Raw genomic sequence first — 13,616 nt, forward strand, 5'->3', positions numbered from 1 at the left:
CTTGTGCATGCCTGTCCACTGCTCTACGAGCGTCGTTGAAATGGCGTGACACCTGAGGAGATGGCCGGGGCCCGGGAGGACCTGGAGGCGTTCGCGGCGGAGTTGTTCGACGGGGTCTTCCGTGCGGATCAGCGGCCGTGGGGGCAGGCGTATGTGCGTGGGCTGCTGCTGGACGGCCGGCGTAAATCGGTGGAGCCGATGGCGGCCCGTTTCGGTGAGGACGGTAACCGTCAGGCGCTGGCGCACTTCATCACCTCCAGCCCGTGGGATCCGGCGCATGGGCGGGCCTGGCTGGCCTGGAGGATGCACGAGGCAATCGGGGCGGAGGCGTTGATCGTCGACGACACCGGCTTCTTGCAAGGAGGAGGACGCCTCGACGTGTGTGTCGCGGCAGTACACCGGCACCCCGGGCAAGGTCACCGAATGCCAGGTCGGAGTGTCGCTGCACCTGAGATCATGCCTCGGCTGCGGTGAACTGGCGGCTGTTCCTGCCCGCTTCCTGGGATCTGGCCTCTCCGGAGGCGGACCCGGACAAGGTCGCCCACCGCACCCGCTGCGGCATTCCCGCAGGAGCGGGGCATGTGGAGAAGTGGCAGCCGGCCCTGGACATGATCGAGTGAAAATCCCAGCTGGATTCGAGATAGCCGGTGAGCCAGGAGTGTGGGCAGAGGAAACGGCTTTGCGCCCTGTGTGATCGGCATGGATGCTGGCTCGCCGGAGGTACGGAAGATGATCGATGTTGTGTTGAGGCTGTCAGCCCGTGATTTGGTGCATGCGGACCTGGCGTCGTGCGGGTGGGCAGGGTCTGACCTCCACCTGGCCAGCGTCGCCGAGCAGTTGGAACGTGTCCGGACCGGCGAGGTCGACTACCTTGCGGTCTGCCCTGCAACGGACATCCCTGTGGCGAAAGGCGGCATCGACTACGAGGTCAAGAAGGGGGCCGGCACTTTGTGGCAGCTGGCAGTCCACCCCGCATTGCAGTCGTGCGGGATCGGCACCTTCCTTGTCGAAGCCGCAGAACTGCGGATCAGGAGCCGCGGTCTGCGGCAGGCCGAGCTCGGTGTGGAGGAAAGCAACCCCCGGGCGCGTGCGCTATACGAAAGGCTGGGTTATGTCGCGTACGACCGTCAGCCGGACTCGTGGGACGAGCAAGCCCCTGACGGGTCGTTGCGCCGCTACGAGACGATGTGCACGTTGATGCGAAAGGAACTCACGTAGGCTCAGTCACCCTCGCGGGTCTCAGCGGACGCGGCATCCCAGGTCATGGTGTCGTCAGATCCGGGCGCCGTACTCCGAGGCTGTCGGCCACGGCGGAGGCTTCTTCCTCGTGGGTGAACAAGTCGTTGCTGGCCTCGGGTGCTTCTCGGGTCGCTCCCCTGCAGGTGAGGCGACGCCGTCGTTCCCCGGACGGATCGCGGACAGGTACGGCCTGACGGTGCGGATTCTGCTGTCGTCGGCTACCGAAGTGGCTGGCCAGCAGGGCGTCGCAGCGGCTCTCCAGGGCGACAGTGAGGTGTTCTTGAACGCCGCGGCCCGGGCCCCGGTCGCGGCGCCGTGCCATGCGCCGCAGGTGGGCTTACGCCGCGCGTTGCCGGCCTGGACGCGGGAGGAGCCGCTGGGCCCCTCGAAGGAGCGGCCGGCGGCACGGCTCCGCAGCGGGGTGGAGACGGTTGCTGCCTGGGGTCCGGCGTGCCCGGGCTGTGCGGCGACGCGGACCGGTCGCGTTGCACCAGCCCGGGTGTGCCTGGCGGCGCACCGGCGAGCCTGCCCACGCCACCGGTGCTGGCTGATGAGCGTGCCTGGCAGCGGGGCCGTATCGTCGGGTTGGCCGGATGCCCGGAGGTGGTCCAAGCGCAGGAGGATCACCACAGGCTGCTGCGCCGCTCCCCCGTCGCCGGTCCGGCGTTCGAGGTCGCCGAGGCGGTCACAGCCTGGTGGTGGACGCAGAAGGGCACCGACCCGGACAGGCCTGCACGCGGCGCGACTGCACCTTCACGAGAACCGCCAACCGCACCGCTCTCGCCGTCGCGAACAGTGACGTCGGCGGGGCCTGCACCTCCGCCTCCACCCTCTTCCGTACCGGTGGGCACCGGTTTCGGCGCCGGCCCCGGTCGCGCCCCCTACGGCAGTGTGCGGGGCCGGGCCGGCGGAGTGCCGGCCACCGCCGCCTCGTACAGACGCTGGATGTCGGAGCCGAAGTTCGGGCTGTAGGAGACGCCGGCGGTGGGCCCACCCGTCTTCCAGCCGCCTATGCTCCCCACCACCTCGCCCGTCCCGGTGCGCGCATTGAATTTCGCCAGGAACGGGCTGCCGCTGGTACCGGACCGGTAGTCGCTGCAGACGATGCGGAGATACGACCCGGGGGTGTGGTCCGTGGGTGTGAACCGTGTCGTGGAGCTGGTGCAGGTCAGCGGTTGCCGATCCGAGCCCGGATAGCCGACCAGCCTGACACGGGCAAAGGCGTAACCGCGCCCGGTGGCCAGGGTGTTGCCGCCAACGACGTCCTGTACCTGTCGGCCGTCGTCGCGGGCACCTACCTGGACGAACGCCACATCCCACGGCGCGCCCCTGACATGCCCGCGGTCGTAGTAGCGCTGATCGATCCAGATCCGGCTGCGGTTTTCCGAGCCTGTGGCGACAGGGAAAATTCCGTGCGGTCGCGGGTTGGCCGCGGTCCACTGCGGCACGAAAGCCATCGAACTGCTCCCGGTCTTGGCGTCCAGACAATGTCCGGCGGTCAGCACAATGTTGTGGTGCGGGCTGTTGATCACGCTTGCGGTGCAGAAGTAGGAACCGCTGCCGCGTTGCACGTACATCCGCCCGATCATCGCCAACCCGCCGAAGTGCGAGCTCGTCGGGTGTGCGCCCGTCAGGCGGCCGGGAAGAGCACGCGGCGACAAGGGCATCCCCGGGACATCAGGAAACGGCTCCGCCTCGGCCATACGCTCGTTGGTCCAGAACTGCCGTGCTGCCGCAGCCGTCCAGCGCGATGCGGTCGGACCGGCCGCCGCTGCGCCGGCCGTCTCGACCACGGCGGCCGTTGTGATCAGCCCGGCGATCGCGCTGGCGGTGGCCAGGGAGCGAAGCGCCTTGGTACGTCTGTTCACTCGGTGTGTTCCCCCCACAGGTGACCGGACATGATGAACCGACGATAAGGGCGATCACTCGATAGTCGAAATGCATGCCGGATGAAGTGGATCGACACTGATGACCGTTTCCAGGACGGCAGTTGAGCGTTCAGTCTGGTGTGGGGACGTCGCTACTGGCGACATCGTCGCAGCGGACCGGTCCTGGTTCTTCACCCTGTACTTCGACGCCACGGGGACCGAGCTCGTGGCGTGCAGCGGCGTCAAGAGCGAGCGTCCCTCGCAGGATGGCGGTCAGCAGCTCCAGCTGTAGAGGCCACCACCTGTGTTGACCGCAGACGCTGCGAGCCGGGCGATTCCCTGCAGGACCGCCAGCAGATCATCGTCGGTCATGTCGTCCCCCTCTTCGGACCTGAGTCGATTGGTCCAGCGACCTGCAAGGTTCTCCAGTTCGACGGAGGTCGCGTTGGCCAGTGCTCGGGTCAGCCGCTGCGGCAGAGCAAATACCTCAACGCCATCGTTCAAGGGTGCGGTGACCCACTCCGGCCACGGCCGCCACGCATAGAGCTGCTCAACCGGCGGGGCCTCGGCCGAAGGCTCCTCGAAGTACATGTCCCATTCGGCAATGGCCGTGTCCGGCTCCATGAAATGGCAGGTCACTGACTCAAAGGCCTCACCAGGCCCCTGCAGGCGCGTCGCAGCGGCAGTCTCGTCGTCTGGGGCGAGGAAGATCACTATGTATCGGGCCATCTGAGCATGATGGCAGCGGTCGAGCTGACCAGGGTGACGGATATCGAGGCCAGGTGGCATGTCTCAACCAGTAACAGTGGCTGAGTGTCGTCGGCCGCACCGGACTGTCTGCAGACCGTCCAGACCTCGCGGGGCATCACGCAGCTCAGGACGCGCACGTGGCGCCGTAGACACGCGGACTCGTCCGGTGGGTGACAGCTTCCAGGCGGGAGCATCTCAGTCCGCGTGGCCCGTGTGGGCCCCGCCCAGCCTGTCCCCCGGTTCCAGGATCACGAACTGGCCCATCAGGCCCTGGTCCTCGTGCTGGAGCAGGTGGCAGTGGTACATGTACGGCGTTCGCCAGTCGGTGTGGTCGTGGAAGCGGAGGGCGAGGCGGACGGGGGTGTTCGGTGGGGTGTGAACGGTGTCTTTCCAGCCACGCAGCGACTCCGGTGGGGGCGCGCCGCCGATCGTCAGTACCTGGAACTGCGCGTCGTGTACGTGGAAGTTGTGCGGCGCACCGTCGTCCGCGGTGATCTCCCAGATCTCGGTGGTGTCCCTGGTGACCGCGAAGTCGATGCGGGCCATGTCCATCTCCCGGCCGTTGATCTGGTTGCCGGAGAGGGAGAACGTGCGGGTCGCCGCGACGGCCGACGTGTCGGGCCGGGGTACGTCGGCGAGCCGCTCGGGCAGCGGCGCGGATGGCTTGAGGTGGTTCGCCGCGCGGAGTTGGAGGATGTCGAGGGTGTCGTCCCCGCCGGCGAAGCGCCGGTTCCACGGGTCGAGGCCGAGTCGGGGAGGGTGGCTGCGCAGTACGAGCCGTTGGCCCGGTTCCGGTGCCACGACGATCTCGGCGCGTTCCCCGGGAGACAGTTGCACCCGGTTCGTCCGGCATGGCTCGGCGAGCAACCCTCCGTCGGTGGCGACGAGTGCGAAGGGCCGGTCGTCGTCCAGGCCGAAGCGGTAGACCCGCGTGCTCGACGCGTTGAGCAGCCGAAGACGCACGTGTTCGGTCGTGACGTCGAAGTAGGGGGTGAGCGTGCCGTTGACGCTGATGGTGTCACCGACCGGGCCCGCGCCGCTCATCGTCGGGCCGGACTCGTCGAGTCGGTTGTCGGCGTGGAATCTCTTGTCCTGGACGATGACCGGGATGTCGTCGACGCCGTACCGGTGGGGGAGTTCGTCCGGTCCGGTCGTCGGGTCGTCGACGACGAACAGGCCGGCCACGCCGCGATACAGGTGCCGGGTCGTCCGTCCGTGCGGGTGCGGGTGGTACCAGAGGGTGGCGGCCGGCTGGTCGATGCGCCAGGTCGGCAACCAGGTGTGTCCAGGCTCGATCGGCTGGTGCGGTCCGCCATCCATGGCTGCGGGCAGACGCATGCCGTGCCAGTGCAGACTCGTCGCCTCGGGCAGGCCGTTGCGCACCCGCAGCAGGACGGTCTCACCCCGGGCGGCGCGCAGTGTCGGTCCGAGGTGGGCGCCGTTGACGCCCCAGGTCGCGGTCGGCCGCCCCGGCCGGAACCGGTGCCGGCCGGGGGCGATCCGCAGGTCGAAGACCCGGCGGCCCGCGCCGTCGCGGCGGCCGCGCGCAAGCGGCGGGACGGCGAGCCGGTTGGTGAAGGAGACCTTTCCGGCGGTGTCGATGTCCGCGCCCGCCCAGACATACGCCAGGCCGCTCCCGGCCGCGGCGACGGTCGCCGGTATCCCGAGCAGGCCCAGTTTCAGCAGCGTCCGGCGGTCGACGCGTCGCGCGCCCATCAGGCAGCCACCGGGCGGTCCCAGTCGATGTGGTGGTCGTACATCCAGGCGTGCGATGCCGGGTTGGCGAAGTACCGCAGCGCGACGGGCATCATCAGGTCCCGCAGGACCCGGGCGACCGGACCGGCGGTCTTGCTGTTCGACAGCGTCCGGGAGTACGCCACCACCTTCTCCACGCGCGGACGGCGCAGGCGCTCGTAGGTCGTGTACGCGGTGGTGGTGTCGGGCGCGTCACGCAGGCACTGGGCGAGTACGACGGCGTCCTCGATGGCCATCGACGCGCCCTGGCCCGCGGACGGGGAGGTGGCGTGCACGGCGTCACCGATCAGCGCGGCCGGTCCCCGGTGCCAGACCGGGCTGGTCGGGATGTCGTACACGGGGTAGGCGCCGATCTCCCCGACGAGGTGGTCGAGGACGCGTGCGATGACGGGTGTGTCGTCGGCGAAGAGGGCGGTGAGGTGGCGCCGCCACCGGTCGGTCGTCATGGCGGCCAGGTCCCGCCGGTCCGGTTCGTCGGGGCGGTGGAGGTTGGCGAACCAGTAGGTCTCGCCGGACTCTCGGACCAGATAGCCGAAGAACGCCCGCTTGCCGAAGACGAGGTGCTGGGTGTCGGTGGTGGGGGCCAGCCCGGTGCCCTCGCTGTAGCCGCCGACGCTGAGCAGTCCGGTGAAGCGGGGCGCCGGCGCGTCGGGGTCGAGGAGCGCGCGGGTGCGGGAATGGATGCCGTCGGCGCCGACCAGGAGGTCACCGGATGCCTCGGTGCCGTCGGTGAACCGTGCGACCACCCCGGTGGGCAGGGTCCGGTAGGTGTCGAGGCGCTTGCCGAACACGAGGGGGATGCCGCACGCGCGGACCTGCGCGCGCAGCGCCCGCTGCAGCTCGCCGCGTCGGACGCATACGCTCACGGAACCGTCCGGCAGCCGGGTGCCGTTGGCGACCTCGCCGAGCCGCTTTCCCGAGCCGCTCGACAGGACCATGCGGGGAATCGGGACCCCGTCCACGTGGCGGGTGAGGTCGACACCGATGGCGCGTAGCGCGTCGAGTCCGTTCGAGGCGGTGTTGAGGAACGACCCCACGTAGTCGTCAGGTCGGTCGTACGCCTCGTGGACCAGCGGCTCGATGCCCGCGCGCTGCAGCGCCAGGGCCATGGTCAGGCCGCCGATCCCCCCGCCGATGATCAATGCCGTCGTCATTGTGACGCCGCCCCCTTGGGTGGTATTGTAGTAACACACAGTTATTTAGTTCGCACGAACGAAATTTACGAGGAGGATGGCACGGGTGTCAAGCGACGCGGATCGACGCGGCGAACTGCTCGCCGCGCTGCATCAGGCCGGCCGCGAGCACAGCAACGCGGCGGTGATGTTCCACGCCGCCGTCGGCGCTCGGATGGGCCTGGGCATGACGGAGGAGAAGACCCTCGATCTGCTGGAGCGGGAGGGGCCGTTTACCGCGGGCGAGATCGTCGCGCGCACGGGTCTGGCGCCCGCGTCGGTGAGCGGGCTGGTCGACCGGCTGGAGCGCAAGGGCTTCGTCCGCCGGTCACGTGACCACGCCGACGGCCGCCGGGTCATCGTCGAGATCGAGCGGGACCGTGTGGCGAGCTTCGGTGTCCTGTTCGCCGACTTCGTCTCCGGCCTCGAAGCGCTCTACGCCGATTACACCGACGAGCAGCTCGACGTGATCCTCGACTTCCTCCGCCGGTCGGCCGCCGTCCAGCAGCGGGCCACGGGCACATTGACCGGGGAGACCGCCTGACGACGCCCACGACCCTCCCCCGCCCACGACAAGGCCCCGCACCCGTGATGAAGGTGCCCGGGTACAGGTGGGTGTCGTGACGGGTGAGGATGCGGGCAGGCGGGCATCGTCCGTGCCGACCTGGCCGTCGAAGACGGTGTGGCGGGCAGGTTCGGCGAGCCCGGCTTCGGCCTCCGCGCCGGCCGGGCCCGTCAGGGCCGGCCGGTCTTGGTCGGCGCCCAGGTTGGTGAGGAACCGGTTGCGGGTGAAGGCTTCTTCGGTCTCGACTTCGTCACGGAAGCCGGAGTCGCTGGCGCCGACGTAGCCCTCGAACATCTGGATGCGCTGGTGGCGGTATTGCAGGGCGCCGGCGATGGTGCCGCCGGGGCGGCGGGCGATGAACCAGGCCAGGGGGCGGCCGAACTGCCGGGTTGTGAGGCGTGGCGGGCGCCCCCCGGGTCTCGGGGATCACGTCCGAGCGCCCGCGGGCGACGCAGTAAGTGCGACCAGACGGCACCGTCGCCTTCGGCGGGAACCGCACACAGCCGGCGGTGGGCGACGGGACCGGGCCGGATCACGCTGCTGGACGGCACACTGAAGCGCAAGGCCGACGGGCCGAGCGCAATGCCTTCCCGGCCCGGCTCGGCGACACCCCGCAGGCCGTCGGCGCGCTCGCCCTCAACCCCGACGGCCGCACGCTCGCCGTGGGCGGCAGCTCGGGCACGCTCCAGCTGCGGAACCCCCCGGCAGCCGCTGAGCGGGCCGCGGCCGACGGCGGGCGGGGACAGCGCCTCGGCAGCGTTGGGCGCGGACAGCAGCACGGTGTACGCGGCCGGGATCCATTACCTCTCCACCGGTACGTCGTCGGTCCGGACCAGGTGGCCGCGCGGGTCTGCGATTGGATACACGGCAGCGGTGAGCTGACGCCGAGTCAGCGGAGGACGCACGTACCGGACGCACGTACAGGAAGGTGCACGCGACTGAGGCACGTTTGACTGATGCCCTGATCAGAGGGGCTGTTGATCATTCCCCTCGGATGTCGGCCTCGATCGGGCCGTGACCCGGGACAACCCCCTCCGCTCGCGTCACAATCCTCCGCGCCTTTGCGGAACCTTTGCCCAGGGGTGGACGTTGATCAAATGAGCGTGCATGACCCGACGAATACCGAGGTGACGTCAATGGCATTGTTCGACCGGCTCAAGGACCAGGCCAAGCAGCTGCAGCAACAGGTCCAGGGCGGCGGCCACGGCGCGGCGGGAGGCCAGAGCGGTCACGGCAGCCACGGGAGCCACGGTGCCGCGGCGGCCGGCGGTTCGCACGGCAGCTCGCGGGGCGGTTCGAAAGGCCAGCTGGTGGGCCTGCTGAAGACACAGCTCGGCTCCCTGAAGGCGGAGCTGAAGAGCGGTGCGTACCGGGACGCCAGCATGGCGATGTGCGCCCTGGTCGCGGCGGCGGACGGGCATGTGGACACCGCCGAGCGCCAGCAGATGGAGTCGATGATCCTCAGCAACGACGTGCTGCAGAATTTCCCGCCGGACCAGCTGCGCCAGCGCTTCAACCGGCATGTGGACCAGCTCACCCGCGACTTCCCGCAGGGCAGGGCCGAGGCCCTGCAGGAGATCGCCAAGGCCGCGAAGAAACCCACCGAGGCCCGCGCGGTCGTCCAGACCGGCATCGTCATCGCCGGCGCCGACGGCCACTTCTCCCAGGCGGAACAGGCGATCCTCCGGGAGGCCTGCGGTGTGCTGGGCGTGTCGCCGGCGGAGTTCCAGCTCTGACCACGGCCCGACGGCTGTAGCCGTAGCCCAGCCATAGCCAGACCGCCGGCAGAGCCCCGGAGTTCTCCGGACTCGTCCCGGGTTCGGTCATGGGATGCCGTGGATGATGCGGATGCTTCCGGGTCGGTTTGAGCGCGTCGACCACTGGCCGTGTTGGTCCGGCCAGCGAGCCATACGACGCCTCGGACGACGTCGCGCAGGGCCCTCAACACCACCGGAGTGTTGTGCCGCCGGGCCTGGGCCGCATCCTCGTCGCCGAAGGTGCGTCCTTGGTCCAGCGGGGGCTGTAGTGGCGGCGGAGTTTTGACGCGTCGATGACGGAGCGGAGTTCAGGGCAGCTGGGGCCCGGTCCACCACACCCTCAGCTGTCGGCTCTCCGCTCCGCCTGAGCCCTCGTCGGCGCGCAGACCGGGAGCGTCCGGGGCACGCAGCTCAGCGCGCAACCAGACCTGCCCAACACGCTCACATGTGTCACGGTCACGTGCTTCCGCGATGCCGGCCTCGGCATCGCGGACCTGCGGGGGTTCATCGCCATTCTGCGCGCTGAGCATTCTCCGCAGCACAGGGTCGCCTTCCTTCTCGAGCGCCGTGCCGCCCTGCAGCAACGGGTGGCGGCTCTCTGCCGGGCCATGGAAGTTCTCGACGAGAAGATCGCCTACTACAGCTGAGCTCCACCGGGCTGCCGACGGCAGTGTTGTACCAGGGAGAAACCGGGGTCTGCCGACGTGCGCAGCTCCAGCCGGCCTTTTGGAGCGACGTCCATGAGCAACGAGGCGACCCTGAATCGACAGCTCGTCAAACAGTTGGTCGACGGTGGATGCCTGCGCCACCGCCTGGCGCATGCCGCGTACAAGGAGCGCTCAACAACCTCACGTTGACGACGTGGTGAAGAACGCAAACGGCCTTCACCACGTCGGCGATCCGGTTGGTGCAGGTATCGGTGTGGTGCACAATCGCTGCGCGCCATTCGATCAGAGGTGAATCATGATGCAGTTGGTCAGTTGGTCCGGACGAGAGCGGCTGTGAGAACGGCGGCCCCGAATGCTCCCGGACAAGGTGCGAGGATCAGGGCTGCGGGTGCAGGGTCCCGGTCCGGCGGCAGGACATGCGAAGGCACCACCAGGCCTCCCAGGAGCGCCAGTTGTGCGATCGGGTCGGCAAAGTAGTTCATGTGCGACATGACCTGACCAGAAGTCAGCATGGGTGCGGATGGTCCACAGCACCGCCGCGACGAGCAGCGTCGTCAGGCGTGAGTCGAGCTGCCGACAAGGCCGGGCACGAGGCCCGCCCTGCCCCGTACCTAACAGAGTTGCCAGAAGGCACACCAGCCCTGCGGCCGCCGCAGCCATCCGGTCGTACAGAAGCGTGGAGACGAAATCCGCTTGCGCCTGGTCGTACCGACTCACCCAGCGGCCCGCGAGCGCGCCAACCGCGGCGGCCGGCGCCACCCCCAGACGACAGGCCGAGCTGCCAAGTCGCTTTCGTGGCGCCTCCCATGCCGGGCGCGGGCAGCCCGGGCGCTGCGCAGGCTACAGCGCAGTACGAGCAGTCCGAGGGGCACACCGCGATCGCGTCGGTGACGCTGTGCGGGAAGTGGATGCCGGGGAAAGTGAGCCAGGCCCAGTCGGCGAGCGACTACGTACCCGTACGGAGGAGGCACGAGAGTTCGTAAGCGGTCCGCAGTGTTAACGCGAAGAGCGCCACGTTGACCACATGGCGGTGACGAACAGGCAGTGCGGTCCCGAAGCTGAGGGCGGCGGACCATAGCCGCCAGGGCTGGTACAGCCCATAGCGGGCTGACTGAGCGGGAGTAAATCCAGCGGTTCGGCCAGTGAGCTTCGTCCGGACAACCCAGGGCCAGACGACGCGAGATCGGGACGCGGTGGCGGCGACTCGCGCCGCACGCCAGGCCCTGCTCGCCCCGGCCCACCTGCGGTGCCGCATCAGTTGGCCCCTGAGCGCTTGAGTCGGCCCGGCTGAGCGTCGTGGTTGGTCCCTCCATGTTCGCTCACAGCCTGTGAGTGCTGGGTTTGCGTGGCCGCAGCGGATGGAGGTGAGCCCGACTCTGCAGCCTTCATCACTGTCTGGCCCGCTTGGGTGCGTGCGTACAGGACCTGCCTGCCTGCGCGGTGGGCGCTGACCAGTCCGGCGTTCCGCAGGGCGGTGAGGTGCTGGGAGGTGCCGCCGGGGGTCAGGCCGGTGCGGCGGGCGAGTTCGGTGGTGGATGCGGGGGCGGTCAGCTCGGTCAGGATCATCGCGCGGGAGCGGCCCAGCACCCCCGCCAGGGCGTTGGGGACGGTCGCGGGCCGAGTGTGCCAAAGCGTGCCGACGGCGCGGGGTGGATAGCGCAGGGAGGGTTGCCACGGTTCGTTGAGCACGGAGAAGACGCGTGGCCAGACGAAGGCGGAGGGCACCAGCAGCAGGCCCCGGCCGTCGAGCCGACGCGCTCCGCGCACGGTGCGGTGTTCCAGGTGCAGGGTGCCTCGAGCCCAGTGGACCTGCGGGTCGAGGTCGGTGAACAGGTGCTGCGCGCCGCCGGCGACCAGGCGGCCGGCGCGGTAGCGGATGTCGCCCTCCAGCAGGGTGAGGATGCGCGACCAGTACGGGGCCAGCGCCAGCTCCCAGTACGCCTCGATCGTCTCTGTCAGCCGCGCGAGCTCGGCGGCCGGATTGCCGCGCAGAGCCGCCATCCGCGCTTCCGGCACCTCGGCCGTGGTGTGCAGAAGCGCCGGCGGCATGGCCCGCACCGTGGCCAGTTCAATGTCCAGCGACGGCAGCGGCGTCGTGGGCGGCGGGCAGATGAACGCCGGGATGCGGCCGGCCCAGGGCAAGCGCTCGGGCATCGGGACGAGGTCGAACAGCGGGCTCAGGTCGAGGCCGGCCGCCGCCAGCCGCGGGCGTACCTGGTCTGCCCAGGTGCGGTGCAGGCCGTGTGAGTCCGCACCCTTGAGTACCCGGACGCTTGCCACCACCTCCCACAGTGGGGAGATCGCGAAACGGGTGCGGGCCACGTCCTCCATGGCGAATTCGATCTCGATCATTTAGCTCAGCGTAAATCTCTATGGGGAGCCGCGCAGCGTCCCTCACCGTACGCCTCATGAACGAAGTCCCAGATTCCCCGTGGCGCATGGGCGCCTTCCGCACGCTCTTTGCCGCAAGCGCCCTCAGTCACCTCGGAAGCAACATCGGTTATGTGGCGATACCGCTGCTCGCCGTGACCACGCTCGACGCCGGCCCCGGCCAGGCCGGTGCGCTGGCTGCGCTGTCCACGGCCGCCTTCCTGCTCATTGGGCTGCCCGCGGGCGCGTGGGTGGACCGCTTGCCCGGGCGCCGCCTGCTGGTGGCCGCCGACGCCGCTCGTGCGGTGTTGCTCGCCTCGATTCCGTTCGCCTGGTGGCTGGGCGTGCTCTCGCTGCCGCAGCTGTACGCAGTGGTGCTGCTGACCGGCTGTGCCACCGTGTTCTTCGACGTCGGCTCGCAGAGCGTCCTGCCCGAACTGGTCGGCCGCGAGCGCCTGGTGCCGGCGAACGCCGCCATCGTCAGCCTGATGGCCGGCGCCAACATCGCCGGCCGCGGCACCGGCGGCTTCATGGTCCAACTCCTCACGGCTCCCCTGGCGATTCTCGGCGGCGCCCTCGCCTACCTCGCCTCCGCCTGCGGCCTCACCGGTATCGCCCGCCACCCCGCTCGCACGGAGCCCTCGACCGCCAGGCGACGGCTACGGGCCGAGATCATGGAAGGGCTGCGCCACGTCCTCGGCACCCGCGAGCTGCGGCCCCTGGCGCTCACCGCGGCCCTCACCAACCTCGGCGCACAGATGATCAACGCCATGCTGCCGGTGCTGTTCACTCGTGAACTGCACCTGCCCGCCGGGGCACTCGGCCTGTACTGGGCAGCCGGCGGCCTGGGCATCCTGCTCGGTGCCCGCCTTGCCCACCCTCTTGCCGCCCGCCTGGGCCACGGCCGCACCCTGGCCCTGGCCGGGCTGTGGTTCGCACCCGCCGCGCCGGCCATTGCACTGGTCGACGCCGGTCCGTTGCTGTGGGTGGCCGGCGCCGGGTGGCTGGCCGCCATGACCAAGACGGGCATCGACAACGTCCTCGGCGTCACCTTGCGCCAGCACCTGACCCCGGACCCGCTGCTCGGCCGTATGAACGCCACCTTCCGCTTCCTGCTCACCGGGGCCCTGGCCATCGGCTCCGCTCTGGGCGGCCTCATCGGTGAGGCCGCGAACGTACGCATCGTCGTGTGGGCAGGCGCGGTGTGCCTGGCCGGCGCCTTCCTCCCGGTCTTCTACTCCCCCATCCGTGCACTCCGAGAGCTGCCGGCAACTCCGGCGCCGCCCCACCGGGCATCAGCGACGTCCGCCACCGAAGCGTGAACCAGGCGCCGCCGGCGCGCCCATTTCGTGGGCCGACCACCTTGTTCAACCGGGCCGGGACAAGCACTCAGGGGCTTCCCAATGGATAAGTCAAGCCGTGTGTGGGCCGTCATAAACCCCGTTGAGACCGTTCGTGATCTCTCCTAGGTT

9 protein-coding genes and 2 pseudogenes are annotated in these 13,616 nt (G+C 69.6%); 6 read left to right on the forward strand and 5 right to left on the reverse strand.

The genetic code is table 11. The features are described from left to right. Window positions 1-60 precede the first annotated feature (60 nt). Together OHS82_RS01735 and OHS82_RS01745 are read left to right on the forward strand one after the other, a co-directional pair. Window positions 61-617, forward strand: a pseudogene (locus OHS82_RS01735) (IS701 family transposase); the annotation flags it as partial. Between the two features lie 112 nt (window positions 618-729). Then, window positions 730-1,218, forward strand: coding sequence for a GNAT family N-acetyltransferase (locus tag OHS82_RS01745; protein ID WP_328433083.1), 489 nt, complete (start codon window positions 730-732; stop codon window positions 1,216-1,218). Between the two features lie 902 nt (window positions 1,219-2,120). Here OHS82_RS01745 and OHS82_RS01750 read toward each other — a convergent pair. The 4 genes from OHS82_RS01750 to OHS82_RS01765 form a co-directional block, all read right to left on the reverse strand. After that, on the reverse strand, window positions 2,121-3,107 hold the full coding sequence (locus tag OHS82_RS01750; protein ID WP_057575075.1) for a trypsin-like serine peptidase: 987 nt from the start codon (window positions 3,105-3,107) through the stop codon (window positions 2,121-2,123). A gap of 273 nt (window positions 3,108-3,380) precedes the next feature. Continuing rightward, window positions 3,381-3,836: a hypothetical protein gene (locus tag OHS82_RS01755; protein ID WP_328433084.1), complete on the reverse strand. Its 456-nt coding sequence runs from the start codon at window positions 3,834-3,836 to the stop codon at window positions 3,381-3,383. A gap of 216 nt (window positions 3,837-4,052) precedes the next feature. Beyond that, the gene (locus tag OHS82_RS01760) at window positions 4,053-5,573 is read right to left on the reverse strand and encodes a multicopper oxidase family protein (RefSeq protein WP_328433085.1); all 1,521 of its coding nucleotides are present in this window, start codon (window positions 5,571-5,573) and stop codon (window positions 4,053-4,055) included. Further along, on the reverse strand, window positions 5,573-6,766 hold the full coding sequence (locus OHS82_RS01765; protein ID WP_328433086.1) for an FAD-dependent oxidoreductase: 1,194 nt from the start codon (window positions 6,764-6,766) through the stop codon (window positions 5,573-5,575). Before OHS82_RS01765 ends, OHS82_RS01760 begins: the two co-directional genes overlap by 1 nt. A gap of 76 nt (window positions 6,767-6,842) precedes the next feature. On the opposite strand from OHS82_RS01765, the gene OHS82_RS01770 reads away from it, so the two are divergent. The 3 genes and pseudogenes from OHS82_RS01770 to OHS82_RS01780 form a co-directional block, all read left to right on the forward strand. Then, window positions 6,843-7,328, forward strand: coding sequence for a MarR family winged helix-turn-helix transcriptional regulator (locus tag OHS82_RS01770; RefSeq protein WP_328433087.1), 486 nt, complete (start codon window positions 6,843-6,845; stop codon window positions 7,326-7,328). 1,157 nt (window positions 7,329-8,485) lie between these two features. Next, window positions 8,486-9,085, forward strand: coding sequence for a tellurite resistance TerB family protein (locus OHS82_RS01775; protein ID WP_328433088.1), 600 nt, complete (start codon window positions 8,486-8,488; stop codon window positions 9,083-9,085). A gap of 476 nt (window positions 9,086-9,561) precedes the next feature. Then, window positions 9,562-9,753 (forward strand): annotated as a pseudogene (locus tag OHS82_RS01780) (MerR family transcriptional regulator); the annotation flags it as partial. 1,275 nt (window positions 9,754-11,028) lie between these two features. Here OHS82_RS01780 and OHS82_RS01785 read toward each other — a convergent pair. Continuing rightward, window positions 11,029-12,126 carry an ArsR/SmtB family transcription factor gene (locus tag OHS82_RS01785; RefSeq protein WP_328433089.1) on the reverse strand — a complete coding sequence of 366 codons (1,098 nt, stop codon included), beginning with the start codon at window positions 12,124-12,126 and terminating at the stop codon, window positions 11,029-11,031. 56 nt (window positions 12,127-12,182) lie between these two features. Between OHS82_RS01785 and OHS82_RS01790 the strand changes: the two genes are divergently transcribed. Beyond that, a complete protein-coding gene (locus tag OHS82_RS01790; RefSeq protein WP_328433090.1) occupies window positions 12,183-13,466 on the forward strand; it encodes an MFS transporter in 1,284 nt (427 codons plus the stop codon). The last annotated feature ends 150 nt before the right edge of the window (window positions 13,467-13,616 follow it).

It is taken from the genome of Streptomyces sp. NBC_00425 (genome assembly GCF_036030735.1).
Classification (GTDB): Bacteria; Actinomycetota; Actinomycetes; order Streptomycetales; family Streptomycetaceae; genus Streptomyces.